Source organism: Clostridium sp. 1001283B150210_160208_E6, assembly GCF_015669365.1.
GTDB lineage: Bacteria > Bacillota > Clostridia > Clostridiales > Clostridiaceae > Clostridium > Clostridium paraputrificum.
Map to the genome: position 1 here is coordinate 93634 of NZ_JADPAA010000011.1, position 19192 is coordinate 112825.

The window sequence follows — 19192 nt, forward strand, 5'->3', positions numbered from 1 at the left end:
TGTAATAATACTAGCTAGTATATTTTTCTTAGCATACACCTATTTGGGATATAAAATGTCCAAGTCTATGGAGAATCGGGGGGCACCAGTATTAGATTTACTTCATGGAAAATATGATGATTATTCTAAGTTAAATGAAGATGTATTAGTAAAACTTGAAGGTTTTATTGAAGTTTTAGATAGTAAAAGAAATGTTATTCATAGAATGGGGAAAATACCCGAGGATAAAACATTAAAGGATTCATATTCTGAATACGAGCTGTTACAGACAATTAGTATGTGTGATGAGGATGAAAGGTACTTTGTGTTAGTTGATACAGTAGAAGAGGATACTGATTTTAAAACTATATTGATTAGAGTACCAGAAGATAAAGTTTCTTTAGCTATTAATATCTTTTCTGTACCTTATAGTTTAGGAAAGCCATTATTTAAACTTTATATAAAGGTTATAAGTATAGCACTAGTATTTTTTATAATTAGTATTGTAGCCTACAGTATTTGGACGGCTAAGAAGTTTAAGAAGCCTTTAAGTAAAATAGATAATGCATTAGGAAAAGTTATAGAAGGTGATTATGAAGAAAAGTTAGTTTTAGATGGAGAGAAAGAGTTTATAGTAATAAGTGATACAATTAATTATTTAATTGATAAGCTTAAAGCAAGTAGAGAAGAAAACAAGAAACTTGAAGAAAGTAAAACGAGAATGTTAATAGACTTATCTCATGATATTAAAACACCTATTACTACAATAAGAGGATTTTCAGCAGCATTATATGAAAATCTTATAGAAGAAGAAGAACAAAAAAAGAGATATTATAAAACTATATACAACAAATCAGAAAAGGTTGGGGAATTGGTAGATGACCTTTTTGAGTTTGTAAAATTAGAGAGTGTTCAGTATAAGCTAAAATTAGAAGTTGTAGATATTTGTGAGTTTTTAAGGCAGTTAATTGCTGAATACTTTGATGAAATAAGTGAAAGAGAGTTTGAGCTTGTAGTAAATATTCCAGAAATAGTCATAGAATTAAAAATAGATAAGAGATTGTTTAAGAGGGTTATTAGTAACTTGATAGATAATTCTTTAAAATATAACCCACCAGGAACTAGGTTGAAAATAGAGCTTAGGGATTTGGGGAGATCTATTGTTATAGAAGTTTCAGATAATGGAGTAGGAATACCAGATGAAATAAAAGATTCACTTTTTGATCCTTTTGTAAGAGGAGATTCTAGCAGAAAAAGTGATGGAGGTTCAGGATTAGGGCTATCTATTACTAAAAAAATAGTGGAAAACCATAATGGTGAAATTTCTATAGTAAAAAGAAATAATGATGATAAAACTATATTTTATATTAGAATGAATAAATACTAAAAAGGTCCTGATTACAGGACCTTTTTAACGTCTAGGAAATTATAAAATTTTACTTTGCTATAAATCAAAGGGGGAACTACAATTTTATACTTTTATCCTCCTAAGGTTACATCCTGTTCATTGTACCAATTTAAAGCTTCCTCCAAGTGTTCTGGTTTAAAGTCTGGCCAAAAGTCATCAACTACATAAAAATCAGAGTACACAGATTGAACAGGAAGGAACCCACTCAATCTTCTCCTACCGCCCCAACGTATAATTAAATCAATTCTAGAAATATCATTTGAGTGAATATTATTATATATATTCTTCTTTTTTTCATCAGCAGATTTTAATTCGTTTAGGTCCCATTCCCAGCCATAATTAATTAAGAAGTTTACCTTCATACCACCTTTTCCGAAGGTTCTACGTTTAGTAAAAGGGATAAGGCCTTTAGGGAATGAAGTAGATTTTGTATTTCCCATTACTAATATTTCACAGTCTTCTTTAGTTAAAAGTTGTACTGAATTTATACATGCTTCTGTAAATGCTAACTTTTGTTCATTAGGTCTCTTTGTATTATCAACAGTGAATCCATAGAATGTTATTTCTTCTATACCATATTTTTTACACTGTTTAAATAGAATAAGACCTGGGTTTATGCCTAGAGCGTACCCCTTATCTTTAGTCATCCCATTTTTTACTGCCCATCTTCGATTACCATCTGGAATAATACCTATATGTTTTGGAATTCTCATTATATATCACCTCAACAAATTTATAATCATATTATTTCCATTAGTTAAAAAAATATCCTATATAACTAGTTGCTTATAACATATATAAGGTATTATTATTGGAACTATTATGAAAAATCTACTAAAATATTGTTATATATTTATCAAGGGGGATAGATGGTATGGCAGTAAATCAAAAAAGACAAAAAGAATTAAAAGCATTGGGATTTTTATTACAAAATGATAAAGAACATTTTGCTGTAAGGTTTTTAAGTAGAGCGGGGAATTTTACTACTGAAGAATTAGCAAATATAAATTATATAGCAGATAAATATGGAAAAGGATATAGTGGTGTTACAACTAGACTTCAAATTGAAGTTCCATGGATTAAAAATGAAGATGTTGAAAATGTAATTGAAGAATCTCAAAAACTGAGATTGAGACATGGTGGTACTGGAATGAAGGTTAGACCACTTGTTTCTTGTAAGGGCACTGTATGCTTACATGGAAATATTGATACCCAAGGAATTTGTAGGGAACTAGAAGAAAAATATTTTGGAACTGATACTCACGCAAAATGTAAAATTGGTATTGTGGGATGTGCCAATAACTGTGCAAAAGCGAGTTTAAATGACATTGGAATAATGGGAAGAACTGTGCCAGAATATGTAGAGGAAAATTGTGTCGGATGCTCACTTTGTGTAAAAGCATGTAGACAAAAGGCTTTAGAATTAGTGGATAAAAAAATTGTCTTCAATGAGGAATTATGTGTGAAATGTGGTGGATGTGTAAGAGCTTGTAGAACAGGTGGATTTATTGCTAGGGAAAAAGGAGCAGAAATTTTTGTTGGTGGAAGATTTGGAAGAGGAATGAGTCTTGGAACATCTTTAGGAAGAATTTTTAGCGAAGATGATATTGTTGGCGTAGTTGATAATATTATGGATTATTATAAAGAAAATGGTGTGGCTGGAGAAAGAATCTGTAAGACTATGGATAGAATAGGACAAGAAAAATTTATTAATGACATTTTACATAGTATATAAAATGTGCATTAATATATAAAATAGGATAATAGAGATGAAAAAACAAGAGGTCATCTTTATTATCTTTTATTTTTATATCATTTTAAATAGCTGTATGTTAATATACAATAAAGAAAATAGGATAAAATAATAATATTATTTGAAAAATTTTGGAGTGAAATCATGATTAGTTTAATGGGAATAAGGCGAGATATACCAATTCAAATTAGAGAAGCCTTTACTATAAAAAAGAAGAGAAAAAATGAAATATTAAATGAATTAATGAAATATTTTGATGAAGTAATAATATTAACAACATGTAATAGAACAGAAATATATGTAGATAGTAAGCTAAATAAAGAAGAAGTGATAGACGTAATCTTTAAAACAATAGGGTGGAATGATGAATTAAAGCTCTTTATATTTTATGTGGAAGAGGAAAAAGCATATAGACATTTATTTAGGCTTGCTTGTGGCTATCATTCAAGAATAGTAGGTGAGGATCAAATTTTAGGGCAAATTAAAAATGTCTATATTGAATCCTTAGAAGAAGGTACATGTAGTGGAGAGTTAGGAAGATTATTTCAAGAAGGAATAACCTGTGGTAAAAAGTTTAGAACAGAAGCAAAATTGTTTGAGATACCAGTTTCATCTATTTCAGTTGCAATTTCTATTATGTTAAAAGAAAAATGTAAAAAAGTTATGGTTATTGGTTATGGAGAAATAGGAAGACTTGCTGTTAAATATCTTTTATCACATAAGGTGGAAAATATATATTTAGTAGTTAGAGAGCCGGGAAAAATTAAGGATTTACATGAGGAAAATGTAAAAATTATAAATTTCAAAGAAAAAAATCAATTTATTCAAGAAGTAGATTCTATAATATCCTGCACTAATGCTCCACATGCTGTTGTTTTAAAAGATGATATTGTAGAAAGAAGAGAGACATTATCTATATTTGATATGGCGGTACCAAGAGATGTTGAAGTAGAAGTTGGATTATTAAATAAAGTAAAAGTATATAATATTGATGAAATAAGTGAAGTTGATGACGAAAATAAAGCATTAAGAGTTCAAAGAATGTCAGAATATAAGTATATTTATGAAGAATATTTAAAGGAATATATGGAATGGAAGGCTCTTCGAGAGATTTCGCCAATTATAAAAGAATTAAAGATGAAAGGCGAAGAGGTATACTCAAAAAGATTAAATACTTATCAAAATAAAAGTAGGGATCTAAAAGATGAAGGGCTTGTAAAAATGTTATTAAAAAGTACCTCAGATGCTTATATTAATAGAGCTATTGAAGTCATAAAAAATGAGACCCTTGAAGGAAGTGAAGAAGAATGTTTAAGAATAGTGAGGAAGATATTCTTAACAGAGGAATAGAGTTTTCTTTAATATCAGTATTTTCAAAAAAACTAAGAGTAGGCATTATTGGAGCAGGACGAGGTGGCTTTATTAAAGCAAAGCATTTTTTTAATCAAGGATGCTTAGTGGAGGTCTTAGCAAAAGAAATAGGGGAAGAATTTAAACAGTTTAAGGGAGAAAATATACAAATATATAAAAAAGAATATGATAAAAACTTTATAAAAAATAAGCATTTGGTTATTATAGCTATAGATGATAAGAATAAAAAAGAAGAAATAAAGAGAGATTGCGAAGAAGAAAGTAGGATATACATAGATTCAACAGAATTTATGGAAGGAATGGGGTCAATACCAATGCAAAAAGATTTGAAAAATATTGTTGTTGGTGTTAATACAAGAAGAGGAAATCCTAAAGGAAGTAGATTTATAGCGCAAAAGGTAGAAGAAGAACTATTAAAATATGATGATTTTATTGGTTATACTACTATATTAAGAAATAGGTGTAAAGATAGTAGTATTAAAAAAGTTTTAACAGATTTTATTTCTACAGAAGATTTCTTTTTCTTTTATAAAATAAAAAAATCTAATATAATATTAAAAATGTTTTTTAAGGAAAAGGATTTTAATAATGAGTAAAAAATTAAGTGATTTAGAATTATTCTCTGGATTAAAGCAAGAAACAATAGATTCTCTTACTTCCTTATGTATAGAAAAGCAGTATAAAAAAGGTGAACATATATTTTTTGATAAAGATAAGGTAACCACAATATTTATTGTCTTAAAAGGAAAGGTTACATTATATAAGATAGGTGAAAAAGCCCATAAAAGAATTATTTTTATACTAGGAGAAGGAAAAATAATAAATGATGTTGTATTAGATGATTTACCAGCATCGATAAGTTGTGAGGCTTTTGAAGATAGTGAAATCTTATGTTTTGATAGAGATGAATTTGTAAAAATTATGTCAAAGGACTTTGAACTAACTACTGTAGTAATTAATTCATTATCTAAAAAAGTAAGAAGATTATATAGACAGATAAAAAATGCTACTCCTATTAAGATTGAAAAGAGAGTTGCTGCAAAGCTATGGAAACTTGCTAAAGACCATGGAGTGGAGGTTGAAGATGGAGTTGAGATAGGGCTTAATATAAGTATTACTTATCTTGCAGATATGTTTGGAACTCCAAGAGAAACTATTTCTAGAGCGTTAAAAGTATTGCAAAAAGAAGAACTTATAGTATTAAATGGTAAAAAAATCATTGTAAAAGATAAAAATAAACTAGCTAAATATTTTAAAAATAATTAAACTTTGTGAGAATTATCACAGAGTTTTTTTTATATTGTTATTATAATAACGATATAAGAACAAAGACAAGTTTTCTGTAAGGAGATGTGGATATGGGATATAGATTAACTCTAGAAAATATGAATAAGCTTATAGTTCAATTACAAAAGAATAGTGAAGTATATGCTCCTAAAGTTTTTGAAGGAGAAGGAACTTTTTCAGATACAGATAGAATTAGATATGGAAAGATAAATAAAATAGAAGAAATAGAATTTGATAAAAAATCAGATTTTTCATATAAGGAAGTACTTTTACCAATAACACAAGTTTTATTCTTCTTTACAGAAGATAAGGTGAAAGAAGCAGAGGTAGAAGAAAAGAATTTAGTAGTATTCCTAAGAAGCTGCGATTTACATGGAGTTAAAAGAATAGATGATATCTATCTAAGAAATGGATTTGTTGACCATTATTATAAAAAGATTAGGGAAAAGACAAAGTTTATAGTGTTTGGATGCGAAAAAAGCTTTGAAAATTGTTTTTGTGTAGATATGGGAACTAATAAAACTGATGAATATGATTGTTACATAAAAGTAGATGGAAATGAAGTTTTATTAGATGTTAAAGATAAAGAAATTGAAGAATTAGTAAAAATATTTGCTGAAGAAGATATTAATGTTATACCTGAATTTGTAGAAAAGAATGAAGTAAAGGTTAATATCCCTGAAAATTTAGACTTATCAGTAATGGATTCTAAGATGTGGGATGAATATTCTCAAAGATGTATAGCCTGTGGAAGATGTAACTTTGTATGTCCAACATGTACGTGCTTTACAATGCAAGATGTTATTTACAGAGATAATGGCAAGGTAGGAGAAAGAAGAAGAGTATGGGCATCATGTCAAGTTGACGGGTATACAGATATGGCAGGTGGCCACAGCTTTAGAAGAGCTAAGGGTGAAAGAATGAGATATAAGGTTCTTCACAAAGTTTATGATTATAAGAAGAAATGGGGATATCACATGTGTGTTGGATGTGGTAGATGTGATGATATCTGTCCAGAGTATATATCATTCTCAAATTGTATTAATAAGTTAGAAAAAGCTATGGATGAGGTGAAGTAGTATGCATAATGAATATTTGCCATTTGTTTCAGAAGTTTTAGATGTTATTAAACATACAGATATAGAATATACATTTAGAATGTCATTTAAAGGGAATGTAAAGCCTGGACAATTCTTTGAAGTTTCTATTCCTAAGTTTGGAGAAGCTCCAATATCAGTTAGTGGAATAGGAGAAGATTATGTTGACTTAACTATTAGAAAAGTAGGAAAGGTAACAAACGAAGTTTTCACTAAATATAAGGGAGATAAGTTATTTTTAAGAGGACCTTATGGAAATGGATTCGATGTAGAAAACTATAAAGGAAGAGAAGTTGTTATAGTTGCTGGTGGTACTGGACTTTCTCCAGTAAAGGGAATAGTAGATTACTTCTCAAAGAATCCTCAAGATGCAACAAGTACAAGAGTTATAGCAGGATTTAAGTCTCCTAAGGATATGTTATTTAAGGAAGACATGAAGGAGTGGGAAAAGAATATAAACTTCACTTTAACAGTAGATTCTGCTGAAGAAGGATATGAAGGAAATGTTGGACTAGTTACAAAGTATATTCCAGAACTTAAGTTTGAAGATATGGATACTGCACAAGTTATTGTAGTTGGACCTCCAATGATGATGAAGTTTACTGTGGCTGAGTTCTTAAAGCTTGGAATGAAGGAAGAAAACATTTGGATATCACATGAAAGAAAGATGTGTTGTGGACTTGGAAAATGCGGACACTGTAGAATAGATGATACATATGTATGTCTAGATGGACCAGTATTTAATTATTCCAAAGGCAAACTTTTAAGAGATTAGGGGTGTAGTTAATATGGATATAAATACTAAAAAGTTAAAAAAGAACGCTTTTAGAATAACAAAAACTAGAGGAATTACTGCTTCAAGAGTAAGAGTTCCAGGTGGACACTTAAAAGCAGAGTATCTTGGATTAATTCAAGAAATAGCTGATACTTATGGAAATGGTACTGTTCATTTAACAACTAGACAAGGGTTTGAAATACCAGGAATTAAGTTTTCAGATATAGACAAGGTTAATGAATTATTACAACCTATTATAGAGGGATTAGATATAAATCAAGAAATCCCAGGTAAGGGATATACAGCAGCAGGAACAAGAAATGTATCTGCATGTATAGGAAATAATGTTTGTCCATATGCAAACTATAATACTACTAATTTTGCTAAGAGAATTGAAAAAGAAATTTTCCCTAATGATCTTCATTTTAAGATAGCATTAACAGGATGTCCAAATGATTGTATTAAAGCTAGAATGCATGATTTTGGTATTATAGGTATGACAATGCCACAATATGACTCAGAAAAGTGTGTATCTTGTGGTGCTTGTGTAAGAGCTTGTAAGAAGAAGTCTACAGAAGCTTTACATGCAGAAAACTATAGGGTTATTAGAGATCACAGAAGATGTATCGGATGTGGGGAATGTGTAATTAATTGTCCTACAGGTGCTTGGACTAGAAGCAAGAAGAAATATTATAGACTTACTATCATGGGAAGGACAGGTAAGAAAAATCCAAGACTTGGAGAAGATTTTATTATATGGGCTGATGAAGATAGTATAGTTAAGATTATAAACAATTGTTACAAATATGTTGAACAATATATAGATAGAAATGCTCCAGGTGGAAAAGAGCATGTAGGTTATATTGTTGATAGAACTGGATTTATGGAATTTAAGAAATGGGTTCTTGAAGGAGTAGAATTACCGGAGGATGCTATAGTAAAAGACAATGTTTATTGGAGCGGAGTTAAATATAGAGAGTAGTTTTAAAGAGAGGGATTGCTATGCAGTCCCTCTCTTTGATAAAAGTTTATTTATTGTTTTCTACAGGGAATAGCTTCATTCCATCCCCTTCTAGTTTATAGTAGTTACTTACAATAGTAATGGATTCCCCTCCTATTACTGTATAGTTATAATATTTTAATTCAGGAGATTTAGTATCATATTCTTTCACTTTAAATGCTTTAATGTCAAATTCAACATCTCTCATTTTATCTAGTAAGCCTTCATAATATTGAGTGTATCTAACTTTAGCAGGTTTATTATTTTTTACATTATCTAAGAAGTTTTTAAGAGGAGTACTATCTACATATTTTTCTTCTTTAGCGTCATAAACTAAATCATTATTTTTTATAGATTGTTCTTTGGTATATGGGGTAGCAATGTTAGATTCTATTAGGTTTTCTTCAGGTTGTTCTTGTAATCCACTGGTAACTTCTTCTTTTGGAGAAGGATTAGATTGAATAACTTCATTTTTTGAGGTATTACAGGATATTAACGCAATTGGTAAAGCTAACAAAAGACAAAAAGATATAAATTTATTCTTCATAAAGTTTTCTCACCCTTTTTATTTATTTTCTATAATTTAAGAGTAGCAGTTTACATAAGGATAGTGTTTACAAATAAATTACAAGAAATGTATTTAAAACTACATATAATTAAACGCCTTTTGAAAAGATAAAAAATACCTATTGGACTTGGTAAATGATAGAATATAATATAGAAATATGAGGCAATATAAATTAATGAGGTGAAATAAATGAGTTTAATTATAGCAACAAGAAAAAGTAAGCTTGCTCAGGTTCAAACTGAGAGAGTTATGGAGTTATTAAAAGAACAACAAAATATAGATTCTGAAAAGTTATTAGTTGTTACAGAAGGTGATAAAAGATTAGATGTAACTTTAGATAAGATAGGTGGAAAAGGACTTTTTACAAAGGAAATAGAAATAGCATTAATAGAAGGAAAAGCAGATGGTGCAGTACATAGCATGAAAGATGTTCCTTTTCAATTAGCTGAAGAATTTGAACTTGTTGCAATGCCTGAAAGGGAAGATGTTAGAGATGCATTTATTTCACGAAAAGGTATTAATTTTAGTGAATTAAGGCAAGGTGCAAAGATAGGAACAAGTAGTAATAGAAGAGCTGCACTTTTAAAAGAGATAAGAAGTGACTTAGAGATTGTACCTATTAGAGGTAATGTTCAAACTAGGCTTAAAAAGATGGAAGAACAAGAGTTAGATGGTATAATTTTAGCCTCTGCAGGATTAAAAAGATTAGGGATGGAGGAAATAATAACAGACTATTTTGACCCTAATATATTCATCCCAGCAATAGGTCAAGGTGCTCTTGGAATAGAGTGTTTAAAAAATAGTAAAAATAAAGAGTATTTTAAGGCTTTAGATAATAAGATGGTACGTTTAGAAGTAGAAGCAGAAAGAAGCTTCATGAAAGCTCTAAATGGAGATTGTCATAGCCTTATAGGAGCTTATTCAATTATAGAGGGAAGTAAAATATATATGATTGGAACTTATATGGTGAATGGAAAAATAATAAAGAAAGATATAGATGGTTCCATAGAAGAAAACATAGAGCTAGGAAAAAGATTAGCAGAAAAAGTATTAAGTTGTGGAAGGTAGTAAAATGAGTAAGGCGTATATAATAGGAACAGGTCCTGGAGATGAGGAATTATTAACTTTAAAGGCTATAAAGGCATTAGGAGAATGTACTGCAGTTCTTTATGACAGATTAGTATCCAATAATGTTTTAAATTATTTAAGTGAGGACTGTGAAGTTTATTATTGTGGTAAAGAACCTGGTGCTCATTATAAAACTCAAGACGAAATAAATGAAATGATAGTAAAGCTTGCTAATGAAGGTCATTTAGTAGGAAGAGTTAAAGGGGGAGACCCTTATGTATTTGGTAGAGGTGGCGAAGAGGTTCTAGCTTTAGAAAAAGAGGGAATAGACTTTGAGGTTATTCCTGGAGTTACTTCACCTATAGCTGTATTAAACTATGCGGGTATTCCTATAACTCATAGAGGTATTGCACAAAGTTTTCATATAGTAACGGGAATGACAGCTGTTGAAGAAAAAATAAACTTTGAAGCTTTAGCAAATGAAACTGGAACCCTTGTATTTATGATGGGCCTTAGTAATTTAGAAAAAATAGTAGAAAATTTAACGAAGTATGGAAAGAATATTAATACCCCTGCAGCTGTAGTAATGAGGGGAACATCATCCAAGCAAAAAAAGGTTGTTGGAACTTTGGATAATATTGTAGATAAAGTTAAAGAAGCAGGACTACAATCACCTTGCATTATTGTAGTGGGAGATGTGGTTAATTTAAGCAATAAGCTATCTTGGTATGAAAAAAAGCCCCTATTTGGGTGGAATATTTGTGTAACACGCTCTAGAGAGCAAGCATCAAGCTTAAAGGATAAGCTAACTAAGTTAGGTGCAGAGGTTACAAGTATAAGTTCTATTAAGATTGAGAAAACCTTAGAAAACCTAGATGAATATGTAGAAAAGTTAGATAAATACCATCACATAATTTTTACTTCAGTAAATGGGGTTAATATTTTCTTTGACTATTTAATAGAAAAAAATTACGATATAAGAAGGTTAAAAGCTAAATTTTCTGTAGTTGGAAAGGCTACTAAGAAAGCTTTAGCACAAAGAGGAATACAAGCTTATAAAATGGCTAGAGAATTTGTTGGTGAGGGGCTTTTTGAAGCTATTAAGGAAGATTTAAAACCTGGAGAAAAGGTGTTAATTCCATGTTCATCAAAGAGTAGAACTTTCTTAAAGGATGAAATTGAAGCTTTAGCATTAGAAGTGGATAGAGTTCATACCTATAATACAGTTCCAGGGAAGGTTCAAAATAAAAGAAGTTTTGATGAAGTAGATATAGTATTATTTACTAGCCCAAGTACAGTGAATAATATGGTAGATATGGTTGGAATTGAAGAAGTTAAGAAAAAGAAATGTATTGCAATAGGTCCTATTACTTTCAAGGCTTTAAAGGAACGTGGAATAGATGGGCTTATGTGTAAGCAACATTCAGAGGATGGATTTTTAAGGGAAATTGTTGAGATTGTGAATAAGGAAGTGTAGTAAATGATTAATAGAGGAAGAAGACTTAGAAGAGATGAAAATATTAGAGCATTAGTTAGGGAAACAACTCTTTCACCAGATGATTTTATTTTACCTATTTTTGTTGTTGAAGGTGAAAATATAAAAAGGGAAATAAGCTCTTTACCAGGATGTTATCATTATTCATTAGATAGACTTCATGAAATCATTGAAGAAGTAAGAGATGCTAAAGTAAGAGGAGTTATTCTTTTTGGTATACCTAAAACTAAAGATTGTTGTGGTTCAGAGGGCTTTGCTAAGGATGGAATAGTGCAAAAAGCTGTTAGAAAAATTAAGGAAATTGATTCTAATATATTTGTAATTACAGATGTTTGTATGTGCGAGTATACAGATCATGGACATTGTGGTATCTTAGATGGGGAATATGTAGATAATGATAAAACATTAGAATATTTGTGTAAAATTGCAGTATCTCATGCAGAAGCAGGAGCAGATATGGTAGCACCATCTGACATGATGGATGGTAGAGTAGGTTATATAAGAGAAGCCTTAGATGATAATGGGTACAAAAACGTATCAATAATGAGTTATTCAGCTAAGTATTGTTCTGCATTCTATGGACCATTTAGGGAAGCAGCGGATTCTGCACCTAAGTTTGGTGATAGAAAGACTTATCAAATGGACCCAGCTAATAGAAGAGAAGCTTTAAAAGAAGTAGAGATGGACCTTGAAGAGGGAGCAGATATAGTTATGGTAAAGCCAGCTCTTTCTTATTTAGATATAATAAGAGAAGTTAAGGATAATACCATAGTTCCAGTTGCAGCTTATAGCGTAAGTGGTGAGTATGCAATGGTAAAGGCAGCAGCTAAAGCAGGGCTAATTGATGAGGAAAGAATAGTTATGGAAATGCTTACTTCCATAAAGAGGGCTGGAGCTGATATAATAATAACCTATTATGCAATTTATGCAGCAAAGAAGATAAGAGGTTAATGCTAACCTTTTACTCTTCATTTTTGTTAGGAAAGGAAAGTAATTTATATGAGTAATGAAAGCATTTTTAATGAAAGTAAGAAATATATGCCTGGTGGAGTAAATAGTCCAGTTAGAGCTTATAGAAATATGGGAATGAATCCTCCTGTAATTAAGAGTGGAAAAGGTGTAATTATAACTGATGAGGATGGAAAAGAATATATAGATTTCGTTTTAGCTTGGGGACCTTTAATATTAGGCCACTGCAATGATGGAGTTATAAAAGCTATTAAAGAAACATCAGAAAATGCATTAGCCTTTGGAGCACCTACTAAGTTAGAACTAGAAATGGCTCAGTTCCTTTGTGAAACTATGCCTAATGTAGAGATGGTAAGAATGGTTAACTCAGGTACAGAAGCTACTATGAGCGCTATAAAGCTTGCAAGAGGATATACAAAAAGAGATAAAATAATTAAATTTGCTGGATGTTATCATGGACATTTTGATGGATTTTTAGTAGAAGCAGGCTCAGGGGTTTTAACTGAAGGAATCCCGGGATCTCTTGGAGTACCAGAAGAAAGTGTTAAGAACACATTAATTGGTGTTTATAATGATGAAAATCAAGTTAGAGAATTATTCAAAAATTATGGTAAAGAAATAGCAGCAGTAATTATAGAGCCTGTAGCAGGTAATATGGGTGTTGTTAAGGCGCAAGAAAAGTTTATTAAAAAGCTAAGGATGTATTGTGATAGATTTGGAGCCTTACTTATATTTGATGAAGTTATGTCAGGATTTAGAGTATCATTTACAGGAGCTCAAAGTCTTTTTGATGTAAAACCAGACTTAGTAACATATGCAAAAATAATGGGAGGAGGACTTCCATGTGGTGCATATGGTGGTAGAAAAGAGATTATGGAACATCTTTCACCATTAGGTGGAGTATATCAAGCTGGAACAATGTCAGGAAATCCAATAGTAATGGCAGCAGGGCTTGCAACATTAAGACAACTATACGATCATCCAGAATACTATAATCACATTGAAAATGTAGGAAAGAAGCTTGAGGATGGTATTAATAAGATTAAAGAAAAGTATAGTTTCCCAGTTACTATAAATAGAGCAGGTGGAATGTTTACTATATTCTTCAAAGATGGGGAAGTAACATCTTATGACCAAGTTAAGGAATGTGATGAAGAAAGATTTAAGAGATACTTTACTCATATGATAAACAGTGGCTTTAATATAGCACCATCACAATATGAGGCATCATTCCTATCAACAACACATAATATTACACATGTTTTTAAATTCTTAAAAGCATTTGAAGAATTTATTAAAAAGGAAGTAGAGTAAAATGAAAAAGGTCATATTATTAACCTCTTTTGGAACATCTGAAAGAAAAGGGATAGAAAATAGTATTGACCCAATAGAAAGAGATATAAATAAAGCTTTTCCAGATTATAGAGTAATTAAAGTCTTTACTTCTAGACATATAAGAGAAAAGTTACTTTTAAAGCATGATATACAAGTTCATAGTTTAGAGGGAGCTTTAAAAAGAATATATAAAGAGGGTGTGGAGGAAGTAATAATACTTCCTCTTCATCTTATTAGAGGTAAGGAACAAGATAATATTGAAGAGATTGCTGAGAGCTATAAAGATAAATTTAAATCTATGACCATAGCAGAGCCATTGCTATCCTTAGAGGAGCATGGTGGTCTTAGTAAAATGGATGATATTATTGAAAAAGTTATATCTATAAAGCCGAAGGATGAACCTATACTTTTTATTGGGCATGGTATTAAAAATACTTGTGACGTACCATTTATATTAGTTAGAAAGGAACTTAAAAAGAGAAATATAAAAGGAATATACTTTGCAACTTTAGCAGGAAATCCAACTTTTGATGAAATAGTAGAAGAGCTTAAAAAAGACAATGTAAACTCCTTAACAGTAACCTCTTTTTTAATAGTGTCAGGGTACCATGCTAAGGTGGATATATTTGGAGAGAATAAAGAGTCTTGGTGTTCGAAATTAGAATTAAATGGATTTAAAGTAAATAAGCAGGATACCTCTTTAGGAGAAAGATATGAATTTAGAGAAATATACCTAAAAAGCCTAATTAAGATACTTGATAAATAGCTTGTCTTATTATAAAATTTTTAAGGATATTTTAAGGGAATTATTTTTACTAAGGAGTGTACGTATGTATATCAATGAACTAAAGACAATATCGCATTCTGCGAGAAAGAAAATGGATATGTTAGAAGATAGCTTTGCAAAATATGGTTTATCTTCAATGCTTGGTGGATTATATGTTTGTTTTGGTACAATGTTGGCCTATGTTATAGGTGGACTTTTAGGTACTGCAGATTCACCATGGACAAAAATAGTAATGGGATTATCATTTGGTATTGCATTATGTTTAATAGTTTTTGCTGGAGCTGATTTATTTACAAGTAATACAATGACAATGGTAATTGGTGCAAACCAAAAAGAAACTAAGTGGATTGATGTAGCTAAGATATGTGGATTTAGCTGGCTTGGAAATTTCTTAGGTTCAATTATTGCAGCAGTTTTATTTGTAGAAGGTGGATTAATAAATGAATCTACTGCTTACTATATGGTTAAAACTGTTGAGAGCAAGATATCTCTTACTGCACCTGAGATGATTATCAGAGGAATATTCTGTAACATTCTTGTTTGCTTAGCTTCTTGGATGTTTTATAAGATGAAGAGTGAATCAGGAAAGATAATGATGATTCTTTGGTGTGTATTTGCATTTATGACAGCTGGATATGAACACAGTATTGCTAATATGGGATTGTTTGCAATAGTTAAATTAATTCCAGCAGGAAGTGGACTAGCTTTAAGTGCTATGGCTAAGAATCTTATATTTGTTACCATTGGTAACTTTATAGGTGGAGCTGGAGTAATAGCTGGATCATATATTTTCTTAACAGGAAAGAAGAAATAATTTTTAGAGAGAAGAGGAACTGAGTGAAGTTCTTCTTTTTTTATTTCCTTAACTTTAATATCAACCCAACTTTTATATTAAAAATAAAAATAATATTATTAATATAAATAATAAATTTTAGAGAAATTCTTTTAAAATAAAAATTCTTATAAATATAACAATATATAAATATAAAAATATAACAATATATAAATATATTAGAGGTGTAAGGGGGAAGAAGTCTTTATTCCTTACAGCCTTTGGTTGATGATATAAAAAAACAACTTTATAATGAAGGTGTTGGAGAATTTTGTGAAGAGGGTTGATTGGTAAATGAATTTTTTTGATTTAGTTAGTAAAAGACAAAGCGATAGAGGATATTTAGATAAAAAGGTTGATAGGGAATTAATAGAAAAAATAATTGAAGGGGCAAGGCTTGCTCCATCTGCATGTAATGCTCAACCTTGGAAATTCATAGTTGTTGATGATGAGAATAAAAAACAAAGTCTAGTTAAGGGATTGTATGATCCATTAGTAGGACTAAATAAATTTGCCATTGAAGCACCTGTTTTTATTGTGGTGGTAGGAGAGAAGAGAAATTTAGTATCGGGAATTGGACAAAAGATTAAGGGGATGGATTATACCTCTTTAGATATAGGTATAGCTTGTGAACATATTTGTTTAGGAGCTGCTGAGCTTGGTCTTGGAACTTGTATGATGGGATGGTTTAAGGAAAAGTTAATAAAGGAACTTTTAAGTATTCCTAAAAACAGAGAAATTAAGTTAGTTATATCCTTAGGATATCCATCAAGTGATGTTACAAGAAGGAAAGTTAGAAAAAATGTAAAGGATATAATTAATTATAATGAATATTGATTTATAACTTGTTGACAGATAAATAAATATGATATGATTATATTTATACAAAAGTATGGGAGGGTTTATAATGGACGAAACAACATCGTTAATGGGATTAATGGCAGTAGTAAATATGTTATTTGGAGTTGTAAATTATGTTTTATCATCCTTAGCAATTTATAAGATAGCAAAGGTAGAAAAAGTAAAATGTCCATGGCTTGCTTGGATACCTTTTGCAAATTCATATATGGTAATTAAAGTGGCTGGCGGTAATATGATAATGATAGTACTAGCTATCGTAAGTTTTATTACAGGTGCGGTATCAACTGCTATAGTGGATAATATAGCATTTACTATAATTGGTGCAATTGTTTCTGTAGCTTGGTCTATTTATGCAATTACACTATATAATAAACTTTGTGACAGATATAATGTGAACGTAGTGCTTTTTATAGCTTCGTTTTTAGCTCCAGTAGCATTATATATTAGAGTTCTTTCAACATTCTACATTCCATTATTATTAATAGGATTCTATGCACATTATAAGTTATATAAGAATGCAGCAAAGGGACCTTCTACAAAGGTAAAGGTTCAAAGTAGAATGGTATTATCTAACAAAAAGAAAAAGAAAAAATAGTTATTTATATGGACTGTTACAAAAGGTTAACTCCTTTGTAACAGTCTTTTAATTTTTGTGAAGTAATAATAAATATTACTTATCTATTGAACATATACTTGAAATAATGATATAATGCCAAAAGAATATTGAAAGTTTAAATAATGATGAAAGGAAGTACAAAATGAAAAGATTGTTTAAATTATTAAGTTTATCAATTTGTATGGTTATAATGGGTACCTTCTTTATAGGATGTAATAAAGATTCTTCAAAGGAAATTAATTTTCTTAACTATGGAGAAAATATAGATGAAGAAACTATAAAAGAATTCCAAGATAAGTTCGGTATCAAGGTCAACATAACTACTTTTGATGATATGGAAACAATGTATCAAAAAATTAAAGATGGAGGAGTAAAATACGATGTTATTTTAGTATCTGACGCTTTAATGCCAAGAATGATTAAAGAAAATCTTGTTCAAGAGTTAAATAAGGATAATATTCCTAATATTTCTCAAATGGATGAGGCATATTTAAATCTTGATATTGATCAAGGTAACAAGTACTCAGTTCCTTATATGTTTGGAACAGTAGGGTTAATTTATAATAAGGATGTAGTAACAGAACCTGTTGACAGTTGGGATATACTTTGGAATGAAAAGTACAAAGGAAAAATCTTTATGTTTGATACATATAGAGATACAATGGGAGCTGCTTTAAAGAAGTTAAATTACTCTTTAAATACAACCAATCCAAAAGAAATTGAAGAGGCAAAACAATTATTACTAGATCAAAGAAAGTTAGTTAGCCCATTATATGGGGTTGATAATGGAACAACAATGATTCCAGCAGGTGAATCTGATATAAATATGATTTGGTCTGGAGAAGGATTAAATTTACAAGATGAGTATCCAAACTTAGTATATGTTGTGCCTAAGGAAGGAGCAAATTTCTGGATTGATAGCTTATGCATACCTCATAATGCATCAAATGTTGAAGGGGCTGAAAAGTTCATAAACTTTGTAAGTGATAAGGAAAGTGCTTTAAGAATTGCTGATGAAATTGGATATACAACACCAAATAGAGAAGCAAGACTAGAACAACCAGAAGAGGTTAGAAATAACCCTAATGCATATATGCCTAAAGAAATAATGGATAGATGCGAAATATATACAGACTTCCCAAGCGATGTTAAGAAAATATATGATGATGCTTGGACAGAAATAAAATCTGTTAATTAATGATTTATAAGGGAAAGCTAATTATAGCTTTTCCTTACTTTTTTATTAACATTGTAGTTAAATGTAAGCTTTTATTATATAATATACAAAAAGGAGTGATATTATGGACGATAGAATCATTGATTTTAACGAGCTTAAGAATAGGGCAAAAGAAAAAGACGAAGATAAGCTTGTAGATAAACTTGAAAATTATATGTACTCTTTATATTATGATATGGCACAAGGTAAAATCACAATGGCTGACTTTACTAAAAATATATATAAATACATGGAAGAAAATAATATAACTCAAGAGCAATTCTTTAATATACAAAAGAAGCTTATGGAGAGATATGGTTTTGATTCATCAATGATAGATGAACAATTAAAGTCAGCAGGAATAAATGTATCAGAGATTAGTAGTGATTATGAAAAGGTAAGAAAAAATATGAGTTTTAACGAAAAGTATAATTCTCAAATAGAAACTAAAGCTATATCAAGATACAGAATAAATAATGATAAAAATAGTGTAACTATAATCTTAGATGAAGAAAAAGTTCTTATTTATAGCGAAGGAAAAATAGACTTAGCTGATTTAGAACTTAGTGACTTCCTGTGTTCATATAAGAAATTAAGAGATAATGGAATATTAGAAATTAAACTTTGTGAAAATACAAAAGACTACCAATATTAATAAATGATTGAAAAGAGAAATTGCAATAGCAACTTCTCTTTTTTAAGTGCGCCCAGCATGGGCGTACACTAATCGGTGAAAGTCCGTAACGGGGGCTGATAGTGCCAACCGTATAGCTTA

At 30.2% G+C, this 19192-nt stretch carries 20 protein-coding genes; 18 read left to right on the forward strand and 2 right to left on the reverse strand.

The genetic code is table 11. The features are described from left to right. Positions 1-67: 67 nt before the first annotated feature. The gene (locus I4V16_RS12455; protein WP_161799068.1) at positions 68-1366 is read left to right on the forward strand and encodes a HAMP domain-containing sensor histidine kinase; all 1299 of its coding nucleotides are present in this window, start codon (positions 68-70) and stop codon (positions 1364-1366) included. Between the two features lie 92 nt (positions 1367-1458). On the opposite strand, the gene I4V16_RS12460 is transcribed toward I4V16_RS12455, so the two are convergent. Beyond that, complete coding sequence (locus tag I4V16_RS12460) at positions 1459-2100, reverse strand: undecaprenyl diphosphate synthase family protein (protein WP_049177073.1); 642 nt, start codon at positions 2098-2100, stop codon at positions 1459-1461. Between the two features lie 161 nt (positions 2101-2261). On the opposite strand from I4V16_RS12460, the gene I4V16_RS12465 reads away from it, so the two are divergent. The 7 genes from I4V16_RS12465 (at position 2262) to asrC (ending at position 8652) form a co-directional block, all read left to right on the forward strand. Then, positions 2262-3122, forward strand: a complete 861-nt coding sequence (locus tag I4V16_RS12465; RefSeq protein WP_027099372.1) for a 4Fe-4S binding protein — start codon at positions 2262-2264, stop codon at positions 3120-3122. 162 nt (positions 3123-3284) lie between these two features. Continuing rightward, entirely contained in the window at positions 3285-4490 is a 1206-nt protein-coding gene (gene hemA / locus I4V16_RS12470; RefSeq protein ID WP_049177071.1) for a glutamyl-tRNA reductase, read from the forward strand. Further along, entirely contained in the window at positions 4448-5107 is a 660-nt protein-coding gene (locus tag I4V16_RS12475; RefSeq protein ID WP_027099374.1) for an NAD(P)-dependent oxidoreductase, read from the forward strand. The genes hemA and I4V16_RS12475 overlap by 43 nt, the downstream gene beginning before the upstream one ends. After that, a complete protein-coding gene (locus I4V16_RS12480; protein ID WP_027099375.1) occupies positions 5100-5777 on the forward strand; it encodes a Crp/Fnr family transcriptional regulator in 678 nt (225 codons plus the stop codon). The genes I4V16_RS12475 and I4V16_RS12480 overlap by 8 nt, the downstream gene beginning before the upstream one ends. 92 nt (positions 5778-5869) lie before the next feature. Continuing rightward, positions 5870-6877, forward strand: a complete 1008-nt coding sequence (gene asrA / locus I4V16_RS12485) for an anaerobic sulfite reductase subunit AsrA (protein ID WP_195966881.1) — start codon at positions 5870-5872, stop codon at positions 6875-6877. Position 6878: 1 nt separating this feature from the next. Further along, positions 6879-7670 (forward strand): anaerobic sulfite reductase subunit AsrB, encoded by a 792-nt coding sequence (gene asrB / locus I4V16_RS12490; RefSeq protein WP_027099377.1) that lies wholly within the window; start codon positions 6879-6881, stop codon positions 7668-7670. A gap of 13 nt (positions 7671-7683) precedes the next feature. After that, entirely contained in the window at positions 7684-8652 is a 969-nt protein-coding gene (gene asrC / locus I4V16_RS12495; RefSeq protein ID WP_027099378.1) for a sulfite reductase subunit C, read from the forward strand. A gap of 46 nt (positions 8653-8698) precedes the next feature. Here asrC and I4V16_RS12500 read toward each other — a convergent pair whose 3' ends face one another. Then, positions 8699-9217, reverse strand: a complete 519-nt coding sequence (locus I4V16_RS12500) for a hypothetical protein (RefSeq protein ID WP_049177070.1) — start codon at positions 9215-9217, stop codon at positions 8699-8701. Between the two features lie 210 nt (positions 9218-9427). On the opposite strand from I4V16_RS12500, the gene hemC reads away from it, so the two are divergent. From hemC to I4V16_RS12550, 10 genes are all read left to right on the forward strand, one after another. Further along, a complete protein-coding gene (gene hemC / locus I4V16_RS12505; RefSeq protein ID WP_027099380.1) occupies positions 9428-10306 on the forward strand; it encodes a hydroxymethylbilane synthase in 879 nt (292 codons plus the stop codon). 4 nt (positions 10307-10310) lie between these two features. Further along, complete coding sequence (cobA, locus tag I4V16_RS12510) at positions 10311-11783, forward strand: uroporphyrinogen-III C-methyltransferase (protein WP_049177069.1); 1473 nt, start codon at positions 10311-10313, stop codon at positions 11781-11783. A 3-nt stretch (positions 11784-11786) separates the two neighbouring features. Further along, a complete protein-coding gene (gene hemB / locus I4V16_RS12515; RefSeq protein WP_027099382.1) occupies positions 11787-12752 on the forward strand; it encodes a porphobilinogen synthase in 966 nt (321 codons plus the stop codon). Positions 12753-12800: 48 nt separating this feature from the next. Further along, positions 12801-14084, forward strand: a complete 1284-nt coding sequence (gene hemL / locus I4V16_RS12520; protein WP_049177068.1) for a glutamate-1-semialdehyde 2,1-aminomutase — start codon at positions 12801-12803, stop codon at positions 14082-14084. A 1-nt stretch (position 14085) separates the two neighbouring features. Beyond that, positions 14086-14871 carry a sirohydrochlorin cobaltochelatase gene (locus tag I4V16_RS12525; RefSeq protein ID WP_049177067.1) on the forward strand — a complete coding sequence of 262 codons (786 nt, stop codon included), beginning with the start codon at positions 14086-14088 and terminating at the stop codon, positions 14869-14871. Positions 14872-14935: 64 nt separating this feature from the next. Beyond that, complete coding sequence (locus tag I4V16_RS12530) at positions 14936-15706, forward strand: formate/nitrite transporter family protein (RefSeq protein ID WP_049177066.1); 771 nt, start codon at positions 14936-14938, stop codon at positions 15704-15706. A gap of 312 nt (positions 15707-16018) precedes the next feature. Continuing rightward, the gene (locus tag I4V16_RS12535) at positions 16019-16561 is read left to right on the forward strand and encodes a nitroreductase family protein (protein ID WP_049179541.1); all 543 of its coding nucleotides are present in this window, start codon (positions 16019-16021) and stop codon (positions 16559-16561) included. A gap of 70 nt (positions 16562-16631) precedes the next feature. Next, positions 16632-17180 carry a hypothetical protein gene (locus I4V16_RS12540; protein ID WP_049179540.1) on the forward strand — a complete coding sequence of 183 codons (549 nt, stop codon included), beginning with the start codon at positions 16632-16634 and terminating at the stop codon, positions 17178-17180. Positions 17181-17343: 163 nt separating this feature from the next. After that, positions 17344-18399, forward strand: coding sequence for a spermidine/putrescine ABC transporter substrate-binding protein (locus I4V16_RS12545; RefSeq protein ID WP_111918440.1), 1056 nt, complete (start codon positions 17344-17346; stop codon positions 18397-18399). Positions 18400-18502: 103 nt separating this feature from the next. Beyond that, a complete protein-coding gene (locus I4V16_RS12550) occupies positions 18503-19072 on the forward strand; it encodes a DUF3867 domain-containing protein (protein WP_049179538.1) in 570 nt (189 codons plus the stop codon). Positions 19073-19192 lie beyond the last annotated feature (120 nt).